Here is a 24,244-nt window from a genome sequence, read left to right as displayed (position 1 = left end):
GCGATCACGCGCTGACCAGCGGAATACCGCAGGGTATTGAAAGGTCGGCCAGGAGGCCAGTACCGGGCCCCGGGTCCGATTCTATCGACCGACCCGCCGGTAACGTCGCGAAGCATGAGCGTGATTGTCCTGGGCGGGACTGGTGTGGACACGGTGGTGCCGGTGGCGGGCCTGCCGGTGCTGGGCGCCGACTCGGCCCGCCCGGTCGGACCGATCCGCGACGAGGTGTCGCACACCGGCACCTGCGTGGCGCTGGCCCTGCGCGCGCTCGGCGTGCCGGTCGCCCTGGCCGACACGGTCGGCGACGATGACGCCGGCAGGCGGGTGACCTCGGCGTTCGCGGCGTGGGGCATCCCGCTGCACGCGGCGGCGGCGCCGGCCGGCACCCGGCGCGCGGTCAACCTGATGAGCCCGGACGGCCGGCGTCTCTCGATTTACGACGGCCGGGACGTGGCCGGATACCGGTTCCCGGCGGAGATCCTGGCGCAGGCGACCGGCCGGCACGCGCACGTGACGATCATGGATTGGGCTCGGCATCTGGTGCCCGAGCTGCGCGCGGCGGGCCTGACGATCTCCACCGATCTGCACGACTGGGACGGCGTCAACCCGTACCACCTCGATTTCGCCCTGAATGCCGACCTCGTCTTCGTGAGCGGGGTGCAGCTGGCCGAGGGCGCGCCCGAACGGATCCTGACCGAGGGGAAGGCCTCGCGGGTGCTGGTCACGCACGGCGGAGAGGGCGCCACGCTGCACACGAAGGAGGGCGCCCGGCATTGCGCGGCGGCCGATCCGGGCGCGCCGATCGTGGACACCAACGGCGCCGGCGACGCGTTCGCCGCCGCCTTCCTGGCGGGATGTCTGGCGGGCGAGAGCGACGACTCCTGCCTGCGCTCGGCGTTGCTCGCGGGTGCCTTCGCCTGTACGCGCGAAGTGGGCCCCGAGTGCTTCATCGATCGCGAGACCCTGGCCGCCCGGCTGCTCACGTAGGCGCGGTCTCCTCCAGCGGCCGCATCGTCCGGATGCCGGCCGCGAGCGACGCGGTCACGGCCGCCACCAGCACCGACGCGGCGAAGAGCAGGATCGTGCGCGGCCCGCCCCAGGCCGTCACGAAGACGCCGGCCAGCAGCGGCGCCGCGGCCGACGCCGACATCGCGGCCAGGAAGATCACGCTCAGCACCCGGCCCTGGAGGCGGTCGGGCGTGATGGCGGCCTGGTAGCCGAACAGGGCCGCGTTGCAGGACGGACCGAGGAAGACGGCCAGCGCCACCGGCACCGCCGCCAGCACGCTCGTGGTCAGCCACGCGCTCGCCACCAGCACCCCGGTCGCGGCCCAGCAGATCGCCCGGATCAGCCCGGCGAACGGAAGCCAGCGCTGCAGGAGCGGCGCCACGAACGCGCCGGTCAGCCCGCCGATGCCGACGATCGTCTCGGTCAGCCCGATCACGCCCGGGGTCACGCCGTGCCGCTGGAGCGTGACCACGATCGTGAACAGCACGCCGGTCAGAGCGAAGTTCAGCGGCGCCGCGATGATCAGCACGGCACGCAGGAACGGGTTGCCGAAGACGAAGCGCAGCCCCTCGGCCAGGGCGGTGGCGTGCCCGGGCGGCGGCTCGGACTGCTCGGCCTGCAGCGGCCGCCGGATCAGGGCCACCCCGGCGAACGAGGCCAGGTAGGACAGGGCGTTGCCGAAGAACGGCAGGGCGTGGGTGATGCCGAAGAGCAGGCCACCCAGCGGCGGGCCGGCCAGCGAGGTGCCGTACGTGCGGGCCTCGTTGCGGGCCACCGCGGCCGGCAGCTGGGCGGCGGGGACGATGCTGCGCAGCGACGCGTGCTCGATCGTGTTGAACAGTGCCGTGCAGGCGGCGTCGAGGACGGCGACCGTGATGATCAGGGCGAGGGTGGCGCGGCCGGTGGCGACGGCGATGCCGAGTCCGATGCCGGCGATCAGCCGGATCACGTCGCAGATCAGCATGGCCCGGCGGCGGTCGACCCGGTCGGCGAGCACCCCGGCCGGCAGCCGGGTGGCGAGCTTCGCGATCAGGGCGCAGGTGCCCACGACGCCGGCCCGCACCGGCGACCCGGTCAGGTCCAGCACCAGCAGCGGCACCGCGAGCTGGGCGATCGCGCCGCCGAGGTCGGACAGCGACTGGCTCGTCCAGAGGAGCGTGAACTCCCGGTTGCGCCACAGGGCGCTCACCCGCGAACTCCGCTCGGTAGCACCCCGGTCACCTAGCGCAAGATATTTACTGCTCGCGATTTCCGCAACGGTGCCGGCTCAGAGCAGCGAGACCTTCTTTTTCACGATCTCCCCTTCCGTCGGTCGGTCGGCGGCCGTCTTCGTGCTCGTGGCGCGTCGGTGCGACGGCCGCCGCTCCGCATGCGAACGAGCTTATTTCGCCGGTCGGGGCGGACCTGCATACCGGTTTGGACATATCAGAATGGGTCGGTGGATCTGGTCATCACCGACGACGGCGGCGGCGAGAAGACCGTTCTCGTCTACCGGGCGCTGCGCGACGCGATCGTGGACGGACGGCTGCCGGCCGGGCATCGCCTGCCGCCGACCCGGGCGCTCGCCGTCGACCTGGGCGTTTCGCGAGGCAGCGTGGCCACCGCGTACGAGCGCCTGGTCGCCGAGGGCTACCTGTCGGCCCGGGTCGGCTCGGGCACGTTCGTCGCCGAGGTGCCGGCGCGGCGGCACGCGCCGCGGGCCGCCGCTGATCCGTTGCGGCCACGCGCCGGCTGGCCGACCAGCCCGGCGCCGACCAGCGGGGACGAGCCGAAGCCGCGGTACGACTTCCGCACCGGCATCCCCGACGTGACCCTGTTCCCGTTCGACGCCTGGCGGCGGCTCGTCACCGCCGAGATGCGGGCGGGCGCGAACACGCCGGGCACCTATCCGGCGCCGGCCGGGCACCCCGCGCTGCGCTCGGCCATCGCCCGCTACCTCGGCTACGCGCGGTCGGTGCGGGCCTCCGCCGACGACGTGGTCGTCACCAACGGCACGCAGCACGCGCTCGACCTGCTGGCCCGGGTGCTGCTGCGGCCGGGCGACGTGGTGGCGGTCGAGGAGCCGGGCTATCCGCCGGCGCGGCGGCTGTTCGAGGCGATCGGCTGCCGGGTGGCGGGGGTGCCGGTCGACGAGGAGGGGCTGGTGGTCGCCGCGCTGCCGGCCGGGTGCCGGCTCGTGTACGCGACCCCGTCGCACCAGTTCCCGCTCGGCCGCCCGATGAGCCTGGCCCGGCGCCGCGAGCTGCTCGACTGGGCCCGCCGGCGCCCGGTGGCGATCGTCGAGGACGACTACGACAGCGAGTTCCGGTTCTCGGCGCGCCCGCTCGAGCCGCTGCACAGCCTGGACGAGGCGGGGCGGGTGCTCTACGCCGGCACGTTCTCGAAGAGCATGATCCCGTCGATCCGGACCGGCTTCCTGCTGGTGCCGCCCGGCCTGCGCGGCGCCGTCGCCGCGGCTCGTCAGCTCGGCGACGGCTACGGCCCGCCCGCGCTCCAGGCCGCCCTGGCCCGGTTCATCGACGAGGGTCAGCTCGCCCGGCACGTCCGCCGCGCCGGCAAGGAGTACGCGCGGCGACATGCCGCGCTAACCGCCGCCTTGAGCGACATTTCAGAAATGTCGCTTATACCGTCGGCGGCGGGGCTGCACGTCACGGCGTTGTGGGAGGGCGACACCGCGGCGGTGGTAAAGGCAGCGGCAAAGCGGGGAGTGGCGATCGAGGACCTGGCTGCCTATGCGACCTCGCACGCCGGCTTCGTGTTCGGGTTCGGCGCCGTCGACCCCGCGCTGATCGGCGAGGGGATGGCGATCTTCGCCGGCCTCCTGGACCGCCACGCCTGATAGCTGATCGCCCCGGCCGCCACCACGAGGCTGAGCAGCGCCGGCGGCCCGGTCAGCAGGAGCAGCCCGAGCACCGCCACGAACGCGGCGCCGGCCCCGATCCGGGACGGCCCGGCCGGCAGCAGCCGGAGGGCGGCCGCGGTGCCGAGCACGTAGACGAGCGTGAAGCAGCCGGTGACCAGCAGCATCGAGGTCTTCAGCGCGAACGGCAGGGACACCGAGGCGAGGCTCGCGAACAGCACGAACGTCAGCGACTTGCGCTGCGTGCCGAAGACCCGGGCGGGCAGCGCGCCGTCGCGGGCCAGCGCCGCGCCGAGCCGGGACGCGCCGGCCAGGTACGCGTTGACCGCCCCGATCGTGAGCAGCACCGCCACGATCGCCGTCACCACCCGCACCGGGCCGCCGACGCCGACCGCGAGCAGGTCGGCGAGCGGCGCCGCGCTGCCGCCGAGCGCCGGGCCGAGCACGAGCACGCTGGTCAGCGCCACGGCGAGGTAGAGGACGCCGACCACGACGACCGCGATGGCGGTGGCCCGGGGCACGTCGCGCCGCGGGTCGCGGTAGTCGGGGGAGAGCGACGAGATCGCCTCCCAGCCGGCGAAGCCCCAGACGAGCACGGCCGCCGCCGCCCCGATCCCGGTCCAGCCGTGCGGCGCGAACGGGGTGAGGTTGTGCCAGCGGGCGTGCGGCAGCGCGGTGATCACGGTGACCACCAGCAGGGCGGCGAGCGCGCCGGTCAGCCACAGCTGGACCCGGCCGGAGACGCGCAGGCCGAACCAGTTCATCGCGAAGACGGTGCCGACCACGGCCAGGAACGTGCCGAGCACTGTGGCCCGGCCGCCGCCGAGCACGTCGGCCACGTACCCGCCGGCGAACGCGGCCGCGGCCGGCGCGCCGAGCGGCACGGCGAAGTAGAAGCACCAGCCGACGGCGGCCGCGGCCCGCGGGCCGAAGGCGAGCCGGACGTACGTCGAGACCCCGCCCGAGTCCGGGTGGCGGGCGCCGAGCGCCGCGAACGTCCAGGCCAGCGGGGCCGAGAGCACGATCAGCGCGAGCCAGGCGACCAGCGAGGACGGACCGGCCACGTCGGCGGCGAGGGCGGGCATCGAGATCACGCCGGTGCCGAGGACGGCGCCGACGCTGAGCGCGGTGCCCTGCGCCACGGAAAGCTTCATGGGACGAACCTACGGCCCGGATTGGCTCCGCGTCTGGGCCAATTCCGGGCCGTTGGCATGGGCCAATCAGATCGCCAGGCGCGCCTTCTTGAGGGCGGCGACCTGGTCCTCGGGGCCGGTGACCTCGGCCCGGGCGGCGCCCTGCCGGCCGGAGAGGAACAGCGCCAGCTCGCCGGCGTGCCCGATCACGGTCACCTGCGCGCTCTCGCCGCCGACCACGAACTCGCCGAAGCCGGCCGCCTCGCGCACCCGTACCGGCATCCGCACCCGGCGCAGGGCCAGCTTGCCGGTGAACTGCGCGGCCCGCCAGATCGCCCGGGCGTGCGGCTCGTCCAGGTCGCGGGGCTCCCACGCGCCCTCGCCGCGGCGCACGTCCTCGTGGTGGATGAAGTACTCGACGGTGTTGGTGAGCTCGTCCAGCAGCGGGTTGCTGACCAGGCTCCACCACGGCGGATTGCGGATCTCGTCGACGATCTCGGGATACGGCCGGGCGGCCTTGGCGAGCCGAATTCGCTCGCCGTACGCGCGGAGCGGCGGCAGGATGATGCCGGCCGCCGAGTCGGGTCGCCGCTCGCGCACGACCAGGTGAGCGGCGAGATCATGGGTGGTCCAGCCGGCGCAGAGCGTCGGCCGGTCGGGGCCGACCCGCAGCAGCAGGTCGGCCAGTTGCTGACGCTCGCTCTGGGCAAAGGCAGTCACACACGTGATCGTAGACACACTGTTACATGTGTAAACGGCGCCAAGCGTTCGGCAGGATGGGTTGGTAAGGCCGGTTGCGCCGGCACAGGCTTACAGGTCGGGCGGAAAATTGAGCGGCGGCAGGGCCAGCAGGGACGTGCTGGGACGGGGACTGCGAGTGCTCGGGCAAGCCATCCGGGACGAACCGCGCCTGTTCACCATCGGGGTCGTGGGCAGCAGCCTGTTCGGCCTGCTGATCATCGCGAACTCGTACGTGGTGGGCGCCGTGATCGGGCATGTCGTGGTGCCGGCGTTCGCCGACCACCGGGCCACCACCGGCACGCTCGCCCTGGTCGCGGCCGTGTTCCTGGGGATCAGCGTGCTGCGCGTGGGCAGCATCTTCGGCCGCCGGCTGGGCGCCGGCTTCATGCAGTTCCGCCTCCAGGCCCGCTACCGGCGCGCGGTGACCCGCCGCTACCTGTCACTGCCGCCGTCCTGGCACCAGCGGCACGCCACCGGCACCCTGCTGTCCAACGCGAACTCCGACGTCGAGGCCGCGTTCGTGCCGATCGCCCCGTTACCGTTCGCGGTCGGCACGATCGTCATGGTCTTCGCCGCCGTGCTCGCGCTGTTCCTCACCGACTGGGTGCTGGCGCTGGTCGGCGTGGCCCTGTTCCCGGCGCTGTTCGGGCTCAACGTCGTCTACTCGCGCTACATGTCGCCGCGGCAGATCCGCGCCCAGCGGTTGCGGGCCAAGGTCAGCGCCGTCGCGCACGAGAGCTTCGACGGCGCGCTGGTGGTCAAGACGATGGGCCGCGAGGAGGACGAGTCGCGGCGCTTCGGCGTCTACGTCGACGAGCTGCGCGACGCGCTGATCTCGGTCGGCCGGCTGCGCGGCCTCTTCGACCCGGTGATGGACAGCCTGCCGAGCACGGGCACGCTCGCGGTGCTGCTGCTCGGCGCCTGGCGGCTGGAGAACGGCGCGATCAGCGTCGCCGAGCTGGTCACCGTCTCGTTCCTGTTCACCGTGCTGGCGTTCCCGGTGCGGGCGATCGGCTGGGTGGTGGCCGAGCTGCCGCGGTCGGTGGCGGGCTGGGAGCGGGTGCAGGCGGTGCTGACCTCGACCGGCGACCTGGACTACGGGCCGAACACCTTCGAAAAGACCGACGAGGCGGCATCCGTACGCTTCGACGGGGTCGACTTTCGCTATGGCGACGGCCCGCTGGTGCTCCGCGACGTCTCGTTCACGGTCCCGGCCGGGAAGACGGTCGCCCTGGTCGGCCCGACCGGATCGGGCAAGTCGACGATCGCGTCCCTGGCGATCCGCCTGGTCGACCCGGCCGGCGGCACGATCACGCTCGACGGCGAGCCGCTGCCCGGCCTGACCGAGGCCGCGCTGGCCGGCACGTCGGCGCTGGTGCCGCAGATCCCGTTCGTCTTCGACGACACCGTGCGCGGCAACATCACCCTCGAGCGCGACGGCCTGTCCGACGACGACGCGTGGGCGGCGCTGCGCCTGGCCCAGGCCGACGGCTTCGTCGCGAAGCTGCCCGACGGCCTCGACACGGCGGTCGGCGAGCGCGGCACGTCGCTGTCCGGCGGCCAGCGCCAGCGGATCACGCTGGCCCGGGCCCTGGCCGGCCACCCGCGGCTGCTCGTGCTCGACGACGCCACCAGCGCGGTCGACCCGCGGGTCGAGGCGGCCATCCTCGGCTCGCTGCGCGGCGGGGACGCGAACGCCTCGATCCTGGTGGTGGCCTACCGGCGGGCCACGATCGCGCTCGCCGACGAGGTCATCTACCTCGAGCAGGGCAAGGTGGTGGCGACCGGCACGCACGCCGATCTGCTGGCCACCAACCCGGGGTACGCCGACCTCGTCACCGCGTACGAGAAAGCCGAGCAGGAAAGGGTCGAGGCGTGACCACCGCGGAAGGCACCTTCGCCACCGTCAAGCGGGGCCTCGCGCTCTCGCCCGAGCTGCGTCCCGGCCTGGCCGGGACGATCGCGCTGGCGCTCGTGCAGATGGCCGGCCGGGTCGCCGTGCCGATCGCCGTCCAGCAGGGCATCGACCACGGCATCCGCGGTGACGGCGGTCCCGACCTCGGTTTCGTGATCAAGGTCGTGGCGCTCACCTTCGTGGCGCTGGTGATCTCGACGGCGGCCGGCTACCTGATGACCCGGCGGCTGTTCACGGTCAGCGAGACCGCGCTCGGCGCCCTGCGCTCGCGCACGTTCCGGCACATCCACGACCTGTCGATGCTGCACCAGCAGTCCGAGCGGCGCGGCTCGATGGTGTCCCGGGTGACCAGCGACGTCGACCAGATCTCCCTGTTCCTCCAGTTCGGCGGCGTGCAACTGCTGCTCTCCTCGGGCCAGCTGCTGGTGTCCACGCTGGTCATGCTCGCGTACTCGTGGCAGCTCACGATCGTCGTGCTGCTCGCCTTCGGACCGGCCGTCGCGGTGATCCGGCTCTTCCAGAAGCGGCTGGCCGCCGTCTACCGCTCGGTCCGCGAGCGGACCGGCGTCATGCTCGGCGCGGTGGCCGAGAGCGTCGTCGGAGCGATGGTCATTCGCGCGTACGGGGTCTCCGGCCGCACCGAGCAGCGGCTGGACACCTCGATCGAGAGCCTCCGGGTCGCCCAGCAGAAGGCCCTGCGCACCAGCGTGACCAGCTTCTCCTCGGGCGAGCTCGGGGCCGGCCTGGCATTGGCCGCGGTGGTCGTGATCGGCACCCTGCTCGGCGTCGACGGCTCGCTGAGCGTGGGCGAGCTGACCGCGTTCCTGTTCCTGGTCACGCTCTTCATCCAGCCGGTGCAGATCGCCACCGACATGCTCAACGAGGCGCAGAACGCGGTGGCCGGCTGGCGCCGGGTGCTCGACGTGCTCGACCTCCGGCCGGACGTGGCCGACCCCGACGATCTCGGGGTGCCGCTGCCGCCCGGGCCGCTGTCGGTGCGCTTCCGGGACGTGTCGTTCCGCTATCCCGGCGGCCCGATCGTGCTGGCCGACGTCGACCTGACCCTGGACGCGCGCCGGAAGTACGCGGTGGTGGGCGAGACCGGCAGCGGCAAGACCACGTTCGCGAAGCTGCTCACCCGCCTGATGGATCCGGCGTCCGGCGAGGTCCTGCTCTCGGACACGCCGCTGCCGACCGTGCGCTTCTCGTCGCTGCGGTCGCGGGTGGTGATGGTGCCGCAGGACGGCTTCCTGTTCGACGCCACGATCGCCGAGAACGTCCGGTTCGCCGAGCCGTCGCTCACCGACGAGCAGCTGGCGGCGGCGTTCGAGGAGCTGGGCCTGGCCGACTGGGCGGCCGGCCTTCCGGCCGGGCTGGAGACCGCGGTGGGCGAGCGGGGCGAGGCGCTCTCGGTGGGGGAGCGGCAGCTGGTGGCTCTCGTACGCGCTTACGTCGCCGACCCCGACCTGCTGGTGCTCGACGAGGCGACCAGCGCCGTCGACCCGGCGACCGAGGTGCGCCTGCAGCGCGCCCTCGACACCGTCACCCGGGGCCGCACCACGGTCGCGATCGCGCACCGCCTCTCCACCGCCCAGGCCGCCGACGAGGTGATCGTCGTGGACGCGGGCCGCGTCGTCCAACGCGGCCCGCATGCCCAGCTCGTCGCCGACGAGGGCTCGATCTACGCCAAGCTCTACGCCTCCTGGCTGGAGCAGACCCGATCCGCCGCTTGATCAGCGGGCGTAGAACTCCACGACCAGCTGCTCGTCGCAGCGGACCGGGATCTCCTTGCGCTCGGGGTTGCGCAGCACCTGGGTGCGCAGCTCCTCGAGAGCCGTCGACAGGTAGGGCGCGGTCGGGCCGTCGAGGTGGGCGCCGGCCGCCGCGATCTGGAACGGCGGCTTCTGCCGGCTCGACTCGCGGACCTCGACGAGCTGGCCCGGCTTGAGCCGGAAGCCCGGGCGGTCGACCTTCTTGCCGTCGACCGTGAAGTGGCCGTGCACGACGAGCTGGCGGGCCTGGTAGATGGTGCGGGCGAGGCCGGCGCGGTGGACGACGGCGTCGAGGCGGCGCTCGAGGAGGGTCACCATGGTCTCGCCGGTCTTGCCCTCGGCGCGGTGCGCGTCCTCGTACGCCTTCCGCATCTGGGCCTCGCTGATGTTGTACTGGTGCCGCAGGCGCTGCTTCTCCAGCAGCCGGACCTGGTAGTCCGAGCTCTTGCGCCGCGCCCGGCCGTGCACGCCCGGCGGGAACGGCCGCTTCTCGAAGTACTTCACGCACTTGGGGGTCAGCGGGATGCCGAGGGCACGGGACAGCTTGGCCTTGGGCCGGGAGTTGTTCATGAAGTCTCTCCGAGGGTCTTGCGCTCGAGGGCTCTGTTACGGTTAGCCTCACCTTACTAAGGCAAGCCTAACCTGTCCCGCGGAGGTACCACCATGCAGCCCACCCACGCCGAGGTCGCCCGCACCCTCGCTGCCGGCCACCTCCCCGCGGTCGCGCACATCGCGTGCCGACAGGGCCCGCTCCCGGTGCGGCACGTGACCGACACGCAGGGCCGGGTGCTGCTGCTGGCGCCCGCCGGCGGCGCGTTCGCCGGGGCGGTCACGCCGCAGCCCGGCACTGACGACACCGCGATGGTGCTGGACATCAGCGACGTGCCGCCGATCGCCGGCTCGCCCGCGCTGGGCCGGGTCTGGGTCTCGGGCTGGGCCAAGCCGCTCGACGGCGACGAGGCCAAGCGGGCCGCGCTGGACTACGCCGAGATCGACGCGTCCGGCGACCTGCTCGACGTCGGCGGCTCGATGGTGCTGCACCGGATGGACGTCGCCGAGGTGCGGTACGAGCGCCACGAGAACCTGGTCGACGTCGACCCCGAGGAGTTCGCGGCGGCCAGTCCCGACCCGCTGCGGCAGATCGAGTTCGACCTGATCGCCGACCTGGTCGACCACCACCTCGCGGAGATGAGCGCGTACGTCCGCCGTCAGCTCGGCTCGACGTTCCAGCCCAAGAACGAGCCGCAGGTGGTCCGGATGGACCGCTACGGCTTCCTGGTGCGCCTCGACGACAAGCTGGCCCGGCTCGCCTTCCCGCGGCCGGTGACCGACCGGCGAGACCTGGCCCACCTGCTGCACCCGGTGCTCTGCCACCGCTGCGGCGGCTAGCTCTTCTTGAACACCTCGGGCATGGGGTCGGTCAGATAGCGCTGCACGTTCGGGGCGATCGCGGCCACGACCGTCTCCGGGTCGGCGCTCGCCAGCGGCTCCAGCTTGAGGACGTAGCGGGCCATCAGCGTGCCCGCCACCTGCGACGCCACCAGGGCCGAGCGCATCGGGGCCTCGGCCGGGTCGGCGATGTCGACCACCGCCCGGCGCAGGATCTGCGTGATGACGAACTCGCGCAGCAGCCGCGCCGTCCACTCGTTGCTGATCGCCGACCGGAACATCGCCAGCGCCGCCGCGCCCGCCGGCGAGTCCCACACCTGCACCGCCACCCGGACCAGCCGCTCGCCGGCCTGCTCGGGCGGCCCGGCCAGCGCCTGCGGGATCAGCTCACCGGGGTTGATCGGCGCGTTCATGGCCGCCAGGAACAGCTTCTCCTTGGTGCCGAAGTAGTGGTGCACGAGCGCCGGGTCGACGCCGGCGTCGCCCGCGATGCCGCGGATCGACGCCTGGTCGTACCCCTTCTCGGCGAAGGTCCGGCGGGCGGCCTCCAGGATGGACGCCTTCGTGTCCTGGTTGCCGGGGCGCCGCCCGCTCCTTCTCACCAACACGGCTCCTAGGGTGTGCGCCGCCGCAACGTCGCGGCGGCCAGGACCAGGGCGACGACAGCCGCGCCGGCCACGATGATCAGATCGCGCCACATGGTGGTGGTGGCCTCGGCCGAGCGGCCCACCTCGATCAGCGCGTCGACCGCGTAGGTCAGCGGCAGCACGTCGGCGATCGCCTGGAGCCAGCCGGCCATCTGCTCGCGCGGGACGAACAACCCGCAGAGCAGGATCTGCGGCACGACCACCACCGGTAGGAACTGTACGGCCTGGAACTCCGTCCGGGCGAAGGCGCTGCACAGCAGGCCCAGCGCGACGCCGAGGACCGCGTCGACGACCGCGATGAGCATGACGAGCGCCGCGCTGCCGACGGTGTGCAGGCCGAGCAGCCAGTACGCGACGCCGGTCGCGACCGCGCCCTGGACGGCGGCCGCCGCCGAGAACGCCAGGCCGTACCCGAACAGCAGGTCGAGCTTGCCGAGCGGGGTGGTGAGCAGCCGTTCCAGGGTGCCGCTGGTCCGCTCCCGAAGCATCGCGATGCTGGTCACCAGGAACATGATCACGAACGGGAAGATGCCGAGCATGATCAGCGCCACCCGGTCGAACGTCGGCGCCGAGTCCTCGTACATGAAATACAGAAGAGCGAGCAGCAGCGCCGGTACGAGGATGAGCAGCGCCACCGTGCGCCGGTCGTGCCGCAGCTGCCGGACGATCCGCCCGGACGTGGCCAGGGTGATGCCGACGCTCATGCCGCCACCTGCTCCCGCTCGCGGATCAACCGGAGGAACGCCTCTTCGAGGTCGTCGGTGCCGGCCCGCTCCCGGATGGCGGCCGGCGTGTCGTCGCCGATCAGGTCGCCGTCGCGGATCAGCAGCAGGCGGTCGCAGCGCCCGGCCTCGTCCATCACGTGGCTCGACACCAGCAGCGTCGTTCCGTTCGCCGCCATCTCGTGGAACTTCGCCCAGAGGTCGGCCCGCAGCACCGGGTCCTGCCCCACGGTCGGCTCGTCCAGCACCAGCAGCGCCGGCGTGCCGATCATCGCGCAGGCCAGCGAGGCCCGGCTGCGCTGGCCGCCGGACAGGTTGCCGACGAGCTGGTGGCTCGCGTCCGCGAGCCCGACGCCGGTGATCGCCCGGTCGGCCTCGGCCGCGCCCAGCCCGTAAAGGCGGGCGAAGTACCGCGCGTTCTCCCGCACGGTCAGATCGGCGTAGACGCTGGGCGCCTGCGTCACGTAGCCCACCTCGCGCCGCAGCGACGCGCTTCCCGCCGCCCGGCCCAGCACGGTCACCGTGCCCGACTTGACGATCTGCACACCCACCACGGCCCGGATCAACGTGGTCTTGCCGCTGCCGCTCGGCCCGAGCAGCCCCGTGACGCTGCCGGCCGGGATCGCACAGCTGATCCCGCGCAGCACCCGCCGCCGCCCTCGCTCGACGACCAGGTTCGCTACCTCGATCGCGCTCTCGTAATTCATCACGCGATGATTTCAACGCACGATGAATTCCTTGGCAAGGAGGTTTCGGCATCTGAACTTTTTCCGGGGCATACGCAAGCGCCCCGCCGGTCGTGGTGACCGGCGGGGCGCTTGGGGAAGGTCGGTTACAGGGCGAGGATGCGGTCCAGGAACTCCCGGTAGCCGCGCATCGCCATCCGCATGCTCTCCGTGTCCGGGGTGCCGGTGCCGCGCAGCGGGTCGAGCTCGTCCCGCTCGGCCAGCAGCGCCTCGGTGAGCTCGTTGACCGCGTCGGTGAGCAGGTCGTGCGCCCGGGTCAGGGCCCGCACCGGGTCGTCCACGAACTCGGCCTTGACCTCGTGCCAGGCCGCCCGGAAGTGCCGGGTCGCGTCGTCGTCCCAGAACGCGATGTGCCCCGCCGCGACGTCGCCCGGGCGGGCCTGCTCCTCGGCCGCGGGCTCGTCGTCGACGTCGGGCGCGGCGCGGCGGCCGCGGCGGGCCGGCTCGGCGTCCTCGAGGCTGGCCGAGCGGCGCGGGGCCGGCGGGCGGAGGACGCTCTCCTCCTCCCACGGGCGGCGGTCGGTGTCGGCGGTGCGCAGGGATCCCGGGCCGGCCAGGGTGGCGCTGCTGCCGAGCGTGGCGCCGGGCAGGGCGATCTCGACCTGGTCGGTGGGCGGGGTCACGGTCGAGGGGAGGCTCGGCGCCGGGATTCCCGCGGGTGAGCCGCCCAGGGGGGTGCCGCCCAGGGGGGTGTAGCCCAGGGCCGCGTTGTCCGGCGCCGGGCTCGAGCCGCCCAGGGCCGGCGCCGGAATTCCCAGGGCGGAGCCGCCCAGCGATGAGCTTCCCCGGGCCGGGTTGTTCAGGGCCGGGTTGTTCAGGGCCGGGTTGCTCATGGGCGGCGGGCCGTGCAGCGCCGAGTCGCCGAGCGGGGACCCGTCGAGCCCGGGGGCGGCCGGCGAATGCGGCGCGGCCGGCGAGTGCGGCGTGACCGGCTTGACCGGCGCGGAGGCGGTGGCGCGCGGCTCGTCGGCCTTGGCCTGCTCGCCCGGCGTGCCCAGGCGCGGGGCCGGCACGCCGGAGACCGGGCCGGCGGCCGGGTCGGGCAGCGCGGGCACGTACGACGGCGGCTGGCCGAACCCGCCCGGGTTGAACCCCGGCGAGATCGGCGCGGCCGAGACCGGGGCGCCCGAGGTCGGGGTGATCACCGGGTTCGTCGAGGTGGGCACGGACGCCCAGCCGGTCGCCTGGCGGCGCTCCCCGGCATCGGCCGTGTCCTCTATCGGAACGGAGTCGGCCCGTCCGTTCATGTCATCACGCCCGTTCTCGTCGTCTGCGTCCGCCGGCTCCGGCACGGAGTCATCCACAGTAGACGCTTCGTCGGCCGGCTCACTCGTCCGTCCGTTCAGTTCCGTGCTCGAGTGCCCGTTGAGCCCGTGCTCCGCGTCGCCGTGACCGTTGCGTCCCGGCTCCGCGTCCCCGTGCCCGTTGAGCCCCGGTCGGCGCTCGTCGCCGCCGCGCCCGAACAGGAACCGCCCGTTGCGTCCACCGAGCCCGAAACCACCGAACGCGCCGGTGTCCCGGTCCCAGGGGTTCTTGGCTCGACGGGACTCTACGGCCTGAGCTGCGTCTTCGCCGTTCTCCGACGCGCCGGAGTGATCGGGATCGCCCTCCCGCGCCTCGTCCGCCTGGTGCTGGCCGCCCGCCCCGCCGCCGGTGTTGGCCGGAACGCCGCTCACGCTCTCGGCCGGATCGCCGCTCGCACCGCTCGCGCCGCCGAGGCCGGTCGTGCCGCTCGTGCCGCTCACGCCGCCGAGGCCGGTCGTGCCGCTCACGCCGCGCCCGCCCGCCGCGCCGCTTCCGCTCGCGCCGAGACCGCCGGGCGCCCCCGAGGTCGGCGCCGCGCGCGGGCCGCCCGGATTCAGTGAAGAAGGCGGGAGGCCACCCAGCGGCTTCGGCCCCTCGGAGCCCGCCGAGCCGCCGCCCGAGCCACCGCCGCCCGGGCCGCCGGCCGCCGAGGCGAAGGGCGCGTTCGGCCGATCGCCCCCGAAGCGCTGCGGCCCGCTCGCGCCGACTCCCTGCGGGCCGTTCGCGCCGATGGCTCCTTGCGGGCCGTTCATTCCCTGCGGGCCGTTCGCGCCCTGCGGGCCGTTCGCGCCCTGCGTCCCCGGGAGGCCGGTCAGGCCGAAGCCGGGCGTGCCGATCGGGCCGGCCGGCTGGGCACCGTGCGCCAGCAGGCCGGGCGGGTCGGCGCGGCGCGAACCCAGCGCGACCATCTCGGTTTCACCCGGTCGGGCGACGGCCGGGTCGTCCGTACGGGCCTCCGCGGACGGGTCCTCGCCCTCCCGATGAACCGGCCAGAAGCGCGACAGACCGCGCGGTGACCGTGAGTTGTCGGGGTTGGAACTCGGCTCCATGGGCTTAAGACTCCCGTCGCGAGGATGCACCACCCGCGCCCGTGAGCTGCGCTGACCCTCATCCGCCGGGTGGGCGGCCACGCCCTGGGCCGGGCGCGGCGCTTGACGACGGTACCGAACCGGGCGTCCCGGCACATCCCCTGTGCCCGGATCGTGAGCGGCCCCGGCGCCCGGATCGTGGGCGCGGCCGCGGGGCCTGTCGGGCGTGTCGCGCGGCGGGGTGGAGAATCGGGGCGTGGCAGTCAAGACCGACCTGGATCCGGCCATCGCGGCCCGCCTCAAGCGCACCGACGACGGCCTCGTCGCGGCGATCGTGCGCGAGCACGGCACGGGCGACGTGCTCATGCTGGCGTGGATGGACGACGAGGCGCTGCATCGCACGCTGACCACCGGCCGGGCGACGTACTGGTCCCGCAGCCGCCGGGAGTACTGGGTGAAGGGCGCGACCTCGGGCCACTTCCAGTACGTGAAGTCGGTGGCGCTCGACTGCGACGGCGACGCGCTGCTGGTGACCGTCGAGCAGGTCGGCGCGGCCTGCCACACCGGCGCGCACGACTGCTTCTTCACCGAGCTGCCGGTGACCGGGGAGGGCCGATGACCAGCGGCGCGGTCCGTCCCGACGAGGCGACCTTCCTGCGACAGCGCCGGCGGGTGGTGCCGGTGGTCCGGCGGCTGCTCGCCGACGGCGAGACCCCGGTCGGCGTCTACACCAAACTGGCCGGCGGGCCCGGCACGTTCCTGCTGGAGTCGGCCGAGCAGGGCGCCGGCCCGTCCGGTGCGGCCTGGTCGCGGTACTCGTTCATCGGCGTGCGCAGCGCCGCCACCCTGGTCGAGCGCGACGGCGAGGCGGCCTGGCTGGGCGTGCCGCCGGCCGGCGTCCCCACCGGCGGCGACCCGGTCACCGTGCTGCGGGCCACGGTCGCGGCCCTCGCCGACGGGCCGGCCGAGGCGGGCCTGCCCCCGCTGACCGGCGGCATGGTCGGCTACCTGAGCTACGACCTGGTGCGGCGGTTCGAGCGGCTGCCGGCGACGACCACCGACGACCTGGCGCTGCCCGAGCTGGGCATGATGCTGGCGACCGACCTGGTGGTGCTCGACCACTACGACGGCTCGGCGATCCTGGTCGCCAACGCGGTGCTGTCCGAGGGCGCCGACGATCGCGAGCGGCTCGCGGCGTACCACAATGCGGTCGGCCGGCTGGACGCGATGACCACCGCGCTCTCCCGCCCGACGCCTCCGATGATCTCCACGGTGGACCGTCGTCCCGCGGGCGAGCCGGTCAGCCGTACGGCGCCGGGTGAATATCAGAAGGCGGTCGAGGAGGCCAAGGAGGCGATCCGGGCCGGCGAGTGCTTCCAGATCGTCGTGGCCCAGCGGTTCGAGCGGCCGACAGATGCGAACTCGCTCGACGTGTACCGGGTGCTCCGGGCGACGAACCCCAGCCCGTACATGTATCTGTTGCGCTTCGATGATTTTGACATCGTGGGCTCGTCCCCCGAGGCCCACCTGAAGGTCAGCGCCGACGAGGGCGGCGTGCGCCGGGCGCTGCTGCATCCGATCGCCGGCACCCGCTGGCGCGGCGCCACCCCCGAGCAGGACAACGCGCTCGCCGCCGAGCTGCTGGCCGACCCGAAGGAGCGCTCCGAGCACGTCATGCTGGTCGACTTGGGCCGCAACGACCTGGGCCGGGTCTGCAAGCCGGGCACGGTCGAGGTGCCGGAGTTCGCCCGCATCGAGCGCTACAGCCACGTCATGCACATCGTCTCGACGGTCACCGGCGAGCTGCGCGACGACCGCACGGCGTTCGACGCGCTGGCCGCGACGTTCCCGGCGGGCACGCTCTCGGGCGCGCCCAAGGTTCGCGCCATGGAGATCATCGAGTCGCTCGAGCCGACCCGGCGCGGCCTCTACGGCGGCACGGTCGGCTACTTCGGCTTCGCCGGCGACATGGACATGGCGATCGCGATCCGCACGGCGCTGCTCAAGGACGGCACGGCGTACGTCGGCGCGGGCGCGGGCATCGTGGCCGACTCGGACCCGCAGTCGGAGGAGACCGAGACCCGAAACAAGGCGGCCGCGGTGCTGGCCGCGATCGCCTCGGCCGAGACGCTGCGCGCCGCCCGATGAGCCGCCGCTCGTACACCCTGACCCTGATCGCCTGCCTGACCGGCGCGGCGCTGTCGCTGTACGCGATCACCCGCACCTGGTCGGTCCACCTGACCCCGCGCCCCGGCATGTCCGACCTGCGCGTGGCCCGCACCGGCACCGACCTGGAGCCGTGGGTGACCGGCCTGGCCCTGGTCGCCCTGGCCGGCACGGGCGCGCTGCTGGCCACCGCGGGCCTCTTGCGGCGCGCGCTCGGCGTGGTGCTGGCCCTGGCCGGAGTGGGCGTCCTGATCGGAGCGATAGCCGGCCGGGCCGGCACCGACCCCGGCACGGCCGGCGGCTTCTGGCCGGTGGCCTGCGCCGCCGGCGGCGTGATCATCGCGGCCGGCGGGGTGACCGCGGCCGTGCGGGGTCATCAGTGGCCGCGCATGTCGGCCCGGTACGACCGCAAGCCGGTCCCGCCGCCGCGAGCGGCCGAGTCCGGGGCGCGGCCGGCGGGCGAGGCGGGGGCGACCGCAGAGACCGCGGGCGAGGCGCGACCGACCGCCGAGGCGCATCGCGGCAGCGAGGCCCTGGCCAGCGGCGAGGCAGGCGCCGGCGGCGAGGCGCGTGGCGGCGGCGCGGCAGGGGCCGGCAGCAAGTCGCGCAGCGGCGGCGAGGCCCGCCGCGAGCCGACCACGACGCCCACCGATAACCGCGCTGCGTGGGACGCGCTCGACCGCGGAGACGACCCGACGGCGGGTTGAGGGCGCGGTCGGCGGCCGATGAGATGTGGACGGCCGCGCGATTTTGTCGTACCCGGCTGCTTCGATCGGCCCCACCCACGAGGGTGGGGTCGAGAGCCAGGCCGAATTCGCCCCGCGCAGGGGCCACACGACACCCCCGGGCTCAGTACCATCCCGCGGTGTGCGAACCACACCCGAGGCGCCGATCGATATGCGCGCGGAGTTTCCCGAGCTGACGCCATTCGCGCGGACGGCTGTGCGACTGCACCCGCGCTCCGGCGCGCCTACCGCTCAGCAGAGTTCGATGGGTGGGCCGCTGCTCTGGCCGGCCGGCGAGCCCTGGCCTCTCTGCGACGGGCCGGGCGGCGACGATCACTGGGACGGGCCGGTCGAGCCCGAGGCGCCGCTCGTGCCGGTGCTTCAGCTGTTCCGGGACGACGTTCCGGAGCTGCCCTTCCCGGACGGCGCCGACCTGCTTCAGGTTCTTTGGTGCCCGTTCGACCATGAACCGTACGGCTCGCCGCGGCCTCAGGTGCGCTGGCGCCGCCGGGACGAGATTGTCGAGATCAAGGCCGCGCCCCGCCCGGACGCCGAGTCCGACCCGCACCTGATACCCGGGCCGTGCGTGCTGCACCCGGAGCGGATCACCGAATATCCCAGCGACGACCTGCCGGGGCCGGTCTGGCTGGCGATCGAGCAGCGGTGCGCCCGGCTGGCCGCCGAGACGGGGTGGGAGTACGAGTCCGACCTCGCCGTCGCCTCCGGCACCAAGGCCGGCGGCTACCCGGGGTGGACCCAGAGCCCGGAGTGGCCGGTGTGCGCGTGCGGCGCCGGCATGCGGCACCTGGCCACGATCGCCGGCTGGGAGTTCAGCCGGGGGGACGAGAAGCGCTGGATTCCGGTGGAGGACCGGGCCGCGATGGACGGGTGGGGCTTCGACGCGGCGGCCGGGCACCCGTGGCGGGCCGTGCAGAACCCGGCCGGCCTGATGCTCGGTGACGTCGGTGGCGTTTATCTCTTCGTGTGCGTGGACTGCCCGGAGCGGCCGTTCGACTACCGCTACGACAGCGCCTGACCGAACTCAGCGAGCCTGCACCAGAGTCCGGGCCGAGCGGCGACGGGCCGCCACCTGGCGGGCCACCTCGCGGGCCACGTCGGCGCGGGCCTGGTTGCGGGCCTGGTCGGCGAGCATCGCGTCCCAGGCGTTGTCGCGGGCCGTGCGGATGTTCTCGGGGCCGACCACGGCGCGCTGGACGTTGGTCACCAGGTCGGCGGCGGCGGACACGAAGGCGCGCGAGACGGACGCGAGGCCCGCCGGCTGCGTCGGGGTGTGCTGCATATCGGCCACGGTCAACTCCACGTAGATCTTCATTGCCAGGAGAACGCCGGGAACTAGTGTGCCCTGTTCTCAGGATGGCCGAGGCTTGTTTCCCCGCCATGTCGGCGGCGTCAACGCGCCGCGGCATCCACCGATCAGATGAGTTGTCGCAGCACAGGGCCCTGGGTCGGCTGTGACTGACGTGACACGATGCGCAAGCAGGCCGCATTATGCCGCAGCCCACCTCGTGAGGCGCGCCATACCCCGGGGGCTTGCCGACGACCGCCACCTCCTAGCATCGGGCGGAGGACACCCGGAGAGGGGAGTCGTTAGTGACATCCGATCAGCAGGCGGAAGCGGGCACTGGCGGGCCGCAGAACGTGCTGGAGGAGATTCTCGCCGGAGTGCGCGAGGACGTGGCGGCCCGGCAGGAGCGAGTGCCGCTGGAGCAGGTTCGGGAGGCGGCCGCGGCGGCGCCGCCGGCCATCGACGCTTACGCGGCGCTGCGTAAGCCGGGCGTAGCGGTGATTGCCGAGGTCAAGCGGTCGTCGCCGTCGAAGGGCGCGATCGCCGACATCCCCGACCCGGCCGATCTGGCGGGGGAGTACGCGGCGGGTGGCGCCCGCTGCATCAGCGTGCTCACCGAGGGCCGGTGGTTCGGCGGGTCGCTGGACGACCTGGCCGCCGTCCGCGCGTCCGTGCAGATCCCGGTGCTCCGCAAGGACTTCGTGGTCTCCAGTTATCAGGTGCACGAGGCTCGCGCGCACGGCGCCGACCTGGTGCTGCTGATCGTGGCGGCGCTCGAGCAGAACGTTCTCATGGGCCTCCTCGAGCGGATCGAGTCGCTGGGCATGACCGCGCTGGTCGAGGTGCACAACGAGGAGGAGGCCGATCGGGCTCTCGAGGCGAACGCGAAGGTGATCGGGGTCAACGCCCGGGACCTGCGGACGCTCGAGGTTGACCGGTCGGTGTTCGAGCGCATCGCGCCCGGCCTGCCCAACAACGTCGTGAAGATCGCGGAGTCCGGCGTGCGGGGTCCGCACGACCTGATCCGGTACGCGTCGGCCGGCGCCGACGCGGTGCTGGTGGGCGAGGGTCTGGTCACCCAGAAGTCGCCGCGCGACGCGGTGGCCGAGCTGGTCAACGCCGGCAACCATCCCGCGACCCCGAGGCCGGTACGATGACCACGACGCCCGCCCTGCCCGACCTGTCCGGACATTTCGGCCGGTACGGCGGCCGGTTCGTCCCCGAGGCCCTGGTCCGGGCGCTCGACGAGCTCGACGCCGCCTACCGGTCGGCCAAGACCGATCCGGAGTTTCAGCGAGAGTTCGCCGATCTGCTGAAGAACTATGCCGGCGTCCCGTCGCTGCTCTACCGGGCCGAGCGGCTGAGCCGGAGCGCGGGCGCCGAGATCCTGCTCAAGCGGGAGGACCTCAACCACACCGGCGCCCACAAGGTGCGCAACGTGCTGGGCCAGGCCCTGCTGGCCAAGCGGATGGGCAAGCCGCGGGTGATCGCCGAGACCGGCGCCGGCCAGCACGGCGTGGCCAGCGCGACCGCGGCCGCCCTGCTCGACCTCGAGTGCGTCGTCTACATGGGCGAGATGGACACCGAGCGGCAGGCGCTGAACGTGGCCCGCATGCGGATGCTCGGCGCCACCGTGATCCCGGTGACGAACGGCTCGCGCACGCTCAAGGACGCGCTGAACGAGGCGCTGCGCGACTGGGTGGCCACCGTCGACGACACGCACTACCTGCTCGGCACGGCGGCCGGCCCGCACCCGTTCCCCGAGATCGTCCGCGACTTCGTGGGCGGGATCGGCATCGAGGCCCGCGAGCAGTGCCTGGCCCAGCTCGGCCGGCTGCCCGACGCGGTCGCGGCGTGCGTCGGCGGCGGGTCCAACGCGATCGGCATCTTCCACGCCTTCGTGGACGACGAGGACGTGCGCCTCTACGGCTTCGAGGCGGGCGGCGACGGCGTCGAGACCGGCCGGCACGCCGCGTCGATCACCGGCGGCTCGTCGGGGGTGCTGCACGGCGCCCGGACGTACGTGTTGCAGGACGACGACGGCCAGACGGTGGAGTCCCACTCGATCTCCGCCGGGCTGGACTACCCGGGCGTCGGTCCCGAGCACGCGTGGCTCAACGACACCGGCCGGGCCACGTACGAGCCGGTGACCGACGCCGAGGCGATGACCGCGTTCCAGCTGCTGTGCCGCACCGAGGGCATCATCCCGGCGATCGAGAGCGCGCACGCCGTCGCGGGCGCCCTGCGGATCGTGCCGGAGCTGACCGCCGAGCTCGGCCGCACGCCGACCATCGTCGTCAACCTGTCCGGCCGCGGTGACAAGGACGTGCACACCGCCGGCGCCTACTTCGGCATCCTCGACCCGGTCGAGACGCTGGTCCCCGGGGAGCAGGAGTGAGCATTTCCGACGTCTTCCACAAGGCGAGGGCGGAGAACCGCGCCATCCTCGTCGGATGCATGCCGGCCGGCTTCCCGACCGTCGACGACAGCATCGCCTCGATGATCGCGATGCACGAGGCCGGCTGCGACGTGATCGAGGTCGAGCTGCCCTACTCGGACCCGGTCATGGACGGCCCGGTGATCCAGAAGGCGAGCGACATCGCCCTGGCGGCCGGCGTCCGCACCCGCGACACGCTGCACATCATCGAGTCGGTGGCCCGGGCCGGCGCGTCCGTCGTGCTGATGACCTACTGGAACCCGATCGAGAAGTACGGCGTGAACGCGTTCGCCCGGGACCTGGCCGCGGCCGGCGCCACCGGGATGATCACGCCCGACCTGATCCCGGACGAGGCGCAGGAGTGGATCGCCGCGTCCGACGAGCACCGGATCGACCGGACGTTCCTGGTGTCGCCGTCCTCGACCGACGAGCGGATCGAGATGACCGTGGCCAACTGCCGCGGCTTCGTCTACGCCACCGCGCTGATGGGCGTCACCGGCGCCCGCACGTCGGTGTCGCGGCAGGCCCCCGACCTGGTCGCCCGGGTGCGCGCGGCCGACCGGGACATGCCGGTCGGGGTGGGCCTGGGCGTCGGCAACGGCGCGCAGGCGGCCGAGGTGGCGGCGTTCGCCGACGGGGTGATCGTGGGCTCGGCGCTGATCCGCTGCGTGCTCGAGGCGCCCGACAAGGCGACCGGCCAGGCCCGGCTGCGGGCGCTCAGCACGGAGCTGGCCGAGGGCGTCCGCGGGGTGCACGCCTGAGGCGTGCGCAAGGCGCAAAAGTAGGCCTGCCCTGAGCAACCGCCGCGGGCGTCGCGACGGTAGCGTGTGCACCCGTGATACTTGCCGCGATCCCGAGTCCGACGACGTCCGTCTGGCATGTGCTCGGCCTGCCCGTCCGGGCCTACGCGATCTGCATCGTGCTGGGCATCGTCGCCGCCGTGCTGATCATGGAGTACCGGCTGCGGCATCGCGGTGTGGCGCCGTGGGCCTCGCTCGACATGGCGGTGTGGGCGGTGCCGTTCGGCATCATCGGGGCTCGCGTCTACCACCTGATCACCTCCCCGCAGGACTACTTCGGCTCGGGCGGCCACCCGATCCAGGCCCTGTACATCTGGGAGGGCGGCCTCGGCATCTGGGGCGCGGTGGCCGGCGGCGCGCTCGGCGCCTGGATCGCGTCCCGCCAGCTCGGCCTGCCGCTCGCGGTCTTCGCCGACTCGCTGGCGCCGGGCCTGCCGGTGGCGCAGGCGATCGGCCGGTTCGGCAACTGGTTCAACAACGAGCTCTACGGCAAGGCCACCACGCTGCCGTGGGGCCTGCGCGTGCACGACATGGACCAGAACAACCCGGGTCACGCGCTGGTGATCGACGGCGAGCCGGTGACCAAGGCCGGGCTCTACCAGCCCACCTTCCTTTACGAGGCGGTCTGGGACCTCGGCGTCGCGGCGCTGGTCTGGGCGCTCGACCGCAAGTTCAAGTTCGGCCGGGGCCGGGCGTTCGCGCTGTACGTGATGGCGTACACGGCGGGCCGCTTCTGGATCGAGATGCTGCGCATCGACGAGGCCAACAAGGTCTTCGGCATCCGGCTCAACGTGTTCACGGCGATCGTGGTGTTCCTCGGCGCGCTCGCCTACTTCGTGATCGTGAGCGGCCCCCGGGCGTACGTGGTGCCCGACGACGCGCCCACCACCAAGCCCGACCCGGACGCCGAGGCCGCCGAGCCGCGCCGCGCTCCCAAGGGTTACCAGGTGGTCAGCGAGCACCGCTTCGAGGAGTACAACCGCAACGGCTACCTGCCACCCGAGACCGAGTCCGACCGGGCCGAGGAGATCGCGGCCGGCGGCCATCCGGACGACACCGACCCGGCGGGCCCGGCCGGCAAGACCGAGGCCGTGCTGGCGACCGGCGCCCAGGCGGCGAACGGGCCGGACGGCGTCACCGGCGCCGACACCGATGTGGACAAGGCTTCCCGCCCGGCCGACGAGAACTGACGCGCGGTCGTCGTGCGCACGGCGGTGGTGGTGGGCGCGGGGATGGCCGGTCTGGCCACCGCCGGCGCCCTGTCGCGCGCCGGCTGGCAGGTGATCCTGCTCGAGCGCGGTGAGCGGGTCGCCGCGCCGCCGACCGCCCTGGTGCTGTGGTCGAACGGCCGGCGCGCCCTCGAGTCGCTCGACCCGGACGGCGGCTGGTCGGCGATCGCCGCCCCGCTGCCCGACGGCGGGGTGCGCCGCCCGGACGGCCAGTGGCTGGTCGCGCCCCGATCCCGGGGCGGGGGGGGGGGGGGGGGGGGGGGGGGGGGAGTGGGGGGGGGGGGGGGGGGGGTGAGGGGGGGGGCGGGGGGTTGG

At 73.5% G+C, this 24,244-nt stretch carries 23 protein-coding genes; 14 read left to right on the top strand and 9 right to left on the bottom strand.

What is annotated here, in order from left to right; all coding sequences use genetic code 11:
* Positions 1-114: 114 nt before the first annotated feature.
* Positions 115-987 (top strand): carbohydrate kinase family protein, encoded by an 873-nt coding sequence (locus ACZ6TB_RS26355; protein ID WP_465558026.1) that lies wholly within the window; start codon positions 115-117, stop codon positions 985-987.
* On the opposite strand, the gene ACZ6TB_RS26350 is transcribed toward ACZ6TB_RS26355, so the two are convergent.
* Positions 980-2,197, bottom strand: coding sequence for an MFS transporter (locus ACZ6TB_RS26350; RefSeq protein ID WP_465558024.1), 1,218 nt, complete (start codon positions 2,195-2,197; stop codon positions 980-982). The genes ACZ6TB_RS26355 and ACZ6TB_RS26350 overlap by 8 nt on opposite strands.
* 249 nt (positions 2,198-2,446) lie before the next feature.
* Between ACZ6TB_RS26350 and pdxR the strand changes: the two genes are divergently transcribed.
* Entirely contained in the window at positions 2,447-3,847 is a 1,401-nt protein-coding gene (pdxR, locus tag ACZ6TB_RS26345; protein WP_465558022.1) for a MocR-like pyridoxine biosynthesis transcription factor PdxR, read from the top strand.
* Here the strand turns inward: pdxR and ACZ6TB_RS26340 are convergent.
* Both ACZ6TB_RS26340 and ACZ6TB_RS26335 read right to left on the bottom strand, forming a co-directional pair.
* Complete coding sequence (locus tag ACZ6TB_RS26340) at positions 3,739-5,022, bottom strand: APC family permease (RefSeq protein WP_465558020.1); 1,284 nt, start codon at positions 5,020-5,022, stop codon at positions 3,739-3,741. The genes pdxR and ACZ6TB_RS26340 overlap by 109 nt on opposite strands.
* A 66-nt stretch (positions 5,023-5,088) precedes the next feature.
* Positions 5,089-5,721: a TIGR03085 family metal-binding protein gene (locus ACZ6TB_RS26335; protein ID WP_465558018.1), complete on the bottom strand. Its 633-nt coding sequence runs from the start codon at positions 5,719-5,721 to the stop codon at positions 5,089-5,091.
* Between the two features lie 157 nt (positions 5,722-5,878).
* On the opposite strand from ACZ6TB_RS26335, the gene ACZ6TB_RS26330 reads away from it, so the two are divergent.
* Both ACZ6TB_RS26330 and ACZ6TB_RS26325 read left to right on the top strand, forming a co-directional pair.
* Positions 5,879-7,621: an ABC transporter ATP-binding protein gene (locus ACZ6TB_RS26330; RefSeq protein WP_465558016.1), complete on the top strand. Its 1,743-nt coding sequence runs from the start codon at positions 5,879-5,881 to the stop codon at positions 7,619-7,621.
* Positions 7,618-9,390, top strand: coding sequence for an ABC transporter ATP-binding protein (locus ACZ6TB_RS26325; RefSeq protein ID WP_465558014.1), 1,773 nt, complete (start codon positions 7,618-7,620; stop codon positions 9,388-9,390). Before ACZ6TB_RS26330 ends, ACZ6TB_RS26325 begins: the two co-directional genes overlap by 4 nt.
* On the opposite strand, the gene rpsD is transcribed toward ACZ6TB_RS26325, so the two are convergent.
* Entirely contained in the window at positions 9,391-9,999 is a 609-nt protein-coding gene (gene rpsD / locus ACZ6TB_RS26320) for a 30S ribosomal protein S4 (protein WP_465558012.1), read from the bottom strand.
* A 93-nt stretch (positions 10,000-10,092) separates the two neighbouring features.
* Between rpsD and ACZ6TB_RS26315 the strand changes: the two genes are divergently transcribed.
* Positions 10,093-10,818, top strand: a complete 726-nt coding sequence (locus ACZ6TB_RS26315; protein ID WP_465558010.1) for a DUF2470 domain-containing protein — start codon at positions 10,093-10,095, stop codon at positions 10,816-10,818.
* On the opposite strand, the gene ACZ6TB_RS26310 is transcribed toward ACZ6TB_RS26315, so the two are convergent.
* The 4 genes from ACZ6TB_RS26310 to ACZ6TB_RS26295 all read right to left on the bottom strand — a co-directional run bounded on the left by ACZ6TB_RS26310 (position 10,815) and on the right by ACZ6TB_RS26295 (position 15,287).
* Positions 10,815-11,423, bottom strand: coding sequence for a TetR/AcrR family transcriptional regulator (locus tag ACZ6TB_RS26310; RefSeq protein WP_465558610.1), 609 nt, complete (start codon positions 11,421-11,423; stop codon positions 10,815-10,817). The genes ACZ6TB_RS26315 and ACZ6TB_RS26310 overlap by 4 nt on opposite strands.
* 8 nt (positions 11,424-11,431) lie before the next feature.
* On the bottom strand, positions 11,432-12,169 hold the full coding sequence (locus ACZ6TB_RS26305; protein WP_465558008.1) for an ABC transporter permease: 738 nt from the start codon (positions 12,167-12,169) through the stop codon (positions 11,432-11,434).
* Positions 12,166-12,894: an ABC transporter ATP-binding protein gene (locus ACZ6TB_RS26300; RefSeq protein ID WP_465558006.1), complete on the bottom strand. Its 729-nt coding sequence runs from the start codon at positions 12,892-12,894 to the stop codon at positions 12,166-12,168. Before ACZ6TB_RS26300 ends, ACZ6TB_RS26305 begins: the two co-directional genes overlap by 4 nt.
* A gap of 125 nt (positions 12,895-13,019) precedes the next feature.
* Positions 13,020-15,287: a hypothetical protein gene (locus ACZ6TB_RS26295; RefSeq protein ID WP_465558004.1), complete on the bottom strand. Its 2,268-nt coding sequence runs from the start codon at positions 15,285-15,287 to the stop codon at positions 13,020-13,022.
* A gap of 235 nt (positions 15,288-15,522) precedes the next feature.
* Between ACZ6TB_RS26295 and hisI the strand changes: the two genes are divergently transcribed.
* From hisI to ACZ6TB_RS26275, 4 genes are all read left to right on the top strand, one after another.
* Positions 15,523-15,885: a phosphoribosyl-AMP cyclohydrolase gene (gene hisI, locus ACZ6TB_RS26290; protein WP_465558002.1), complete on the top strand. Its 363-nt coding sequence runs from the start codon at positions 15,523-15,525 to the stop codon at positions 15,883-15,885.
* A complete protein-coding gene (locus tag ACZ6TB_RS26285; RefSeq protein ID WP_465558000.1) occupies positions 15,882-17,414 on the top strand; it encodes an anthranilate synthase component I in 1,533 nt (510 codons plus the stop codon). Before hisI ends, ACZ6TB_RS26285 begins: the two co-directional genes overlap by 4 nt.
* On the top strand, positions 17,411-18,139 hold the full coding sequence (locus ACZ6TB_RS26280; protein WP_465557998.1) for a Trp biosynthesis-associated membrane protein: 729 nt from the start codon (positions 17,411-17,413) through the stop codon (positions 18,137-18,139). The genes ACZ6TB_RS26285 and ACZ6TB_RS26280 overlap by 4 nt, the downstream gene beginning before the upstream one ends.
* Positions 18,140-18,422: 283 nt before the next feature.
* Positions 18,423-19,193, top strand: a complete 771-nt coding sequence (locus tag ACZ6TB_RS26275; protein WP_465557996.1) for a hypothetical protein — start codon at positions 18,423-18,425, stop codon at positions 19,191-19,193.
* A gap of 6 nt (positions 19,194-19,199) precedes the next feature.
* On the opposite strand, the gene ACZ6TB_RS26270 is transcribed toward ACZ6TB_RS26275, so the two are convergent.
* Complete coding sequence (locus ACZ6TB_RS26270; RefSeq protein WP_465557994.1) at positions 19,200-19,490, bottom strand: hypothetical protein; 291 nt, start codon at positions 19,488-19,490, stop codon at positions 19,200-19,202.
* Positions 19,491-19,816: 326 nt separating this feature from the next.
* Here ACZ6TB_RS26270 and trpC point away from each other — a divergent pair, with 326 nt between their 5' ends.
* The 5 genes from trpC to ACZ6TB_RS26245 all read left to right on the top strand — a co-directional run.
* On the top strand, positions 19,817-20,620 hold the full coding sequence (gene trpC, locus ACZ6TB_RS26265; RefSeq protein ID WP_465558608.1) for an indole-3-glycerol phosphate synthase TrpC: 804 nt from the start codon (positions 19,817-19,819) through the stop codon (positions 20,618-20,620).
* Entirely contained in the window at positions 20,617-21,861 is a 1,245-nt protein-coding gene (gene trpB, locus ACZ6TB_RS26260; protein WP_465557992.1) for a tryptophan synthase subunit beta, read from the top strand. Before trpC ends, trpB begins: the two co-directional genes overlap by 4 nt.
* Positions 21,858-22,661, top strand: coding sequence for a tryptophan synthase subunit alpha (gene trpA / locus ACZ6TB_RS26255; protein ID WP_465557990.1), 804 nt, complete (start codon positions 21,858-21,860; stop codon positions 22,659-22,661). Before trpB ends, trpA begins: the two co-directional genes overlap by 4 nt.
* A gap of 74 nt (positions 22,662-22,735) precedes the next feature.
* Positions 22,736-23,890, top strand: coding sequence for a prolipoprotein diacylglyceryl transferase (gene lgt / locus ACZ6TB_RS26250; protein ID WP_465557988.1), 1,155 nt, complete (start codon positions 22,736-22,738; stop codon positions 23,888-23,890).
* A gap of 12 nt (positions 23,891-23,902) precedes the next feature.
* On the top strand, positions 23,903-24,244 hold a 342-nt coding region (locus tag ACZ6TB_RS26245), incomplete at its 3' end, for an FAD-dependent oxidoreductase (protein ID WP_465557986.1).

This window comes from Actinoplanes sp. NPDC051537 (genome assembly GCF_055586105.1).
The sequence above is the reverse complement of the archived record's forward strand: the minus strand, read 5'-3'. Positions and strand labels throughout refer to the sequence as shown.

What these genes read in the sequence shown, in the direction of transcription:
- ACZ6TB_RS26305 (WP_465558008.1), bottom strand. Translation starts at nt 12,169, where the DNA reads ATGAGCGTCGGCATCACCCTGGCCACGTCCGGGCGGATCGTCCGGCAG.
- rpsD (WP_465558012.1), bottom strand. Translation starts at nt 9,999, where the DNA reads ATGAACAACTCCCGGCCCAAGGCCAAGCTGTCCCGTGCCCTCGGCATC.
- ACZ6TB_RS26285 (WP_465558000.1), top strand. Translation starts at nt 15,882, where the DNA reads ATGACCAGCGGCGCGGTCCGTCCCGACGAGGCGACCTTCCTGCGACAG.
- ACZ6TB_RS26355 (WP_465558026.1), top strand. Translation starts at nt 115, where the DNA reads ATGAGCGTGATTGTCCTGGGCGGGACTGGTGTGGACACGGTGGTGCCG.
- ACZ6TB_RS26340 (WP_465558020.1), bottom strand. Translation starts at nt 5,022, where the DNA reads ATGAAGCTTTCCGTGGCGCAGGGCACCGCGCTCAGCGTCGGCGCCGTC.
- ACZ6TB_RS26300 (WP_465558006.1), bottom strand. Translation starts at nt 12,894, where the DNA reads ATGAATTACGAGAGCGCGATCGAGGTAGCGAACCTGGTCGTCGAGCGA.
- ACZ6TB_RS26315 (WP_465558010.1), top strand. Translation starts at nt 10,093, where the DNA reads ATGCAGCCCACCCACGCCGAGGTCGCCCGCACCCTCGCTGCCGGCCAC.
- ACZ6TB_RS26280 (WP_465557998.1), top strand. Translation starts at nt 17,411, where the DNA reads ATGAGCCGCCGCTCGTACACCCTGACCCTGATCGCCTGCCTGACCGGC.
- ACZ6TB_RS26295 (WP_465558004.1), bottom strand. Translation starts at nt 15,287, where the DNA reads ATGGAGCCGAGTTCCAACCCCGACAACTCACGGTCACCGCGCGGTCTG.
- ACZ6TB_RS26270 (WP_465557994.1), bottom strand. Translation starts at nt 19,490, where the DNA reads ATGAAGATCTACGTGGAGTTGACCGTGGCCGATATGCAGCACACCCCG.
- trpB (WP_465557992.1), top strand. Translation starts at nt 20,617, where the DNA reads ATGACCACGACGCCCGCCCTGCCCGACCTGTCCGGACATTTCGGCCGG.
- ACZ6TB_RS26275 (WP_465557996.1), top strand. Translation starts at nt 18,423, where the DNA reads ATGGGTGGGCCGCTGCTCTGGCCGGCCGGCGAGCCCTGGCCTCTCTGC.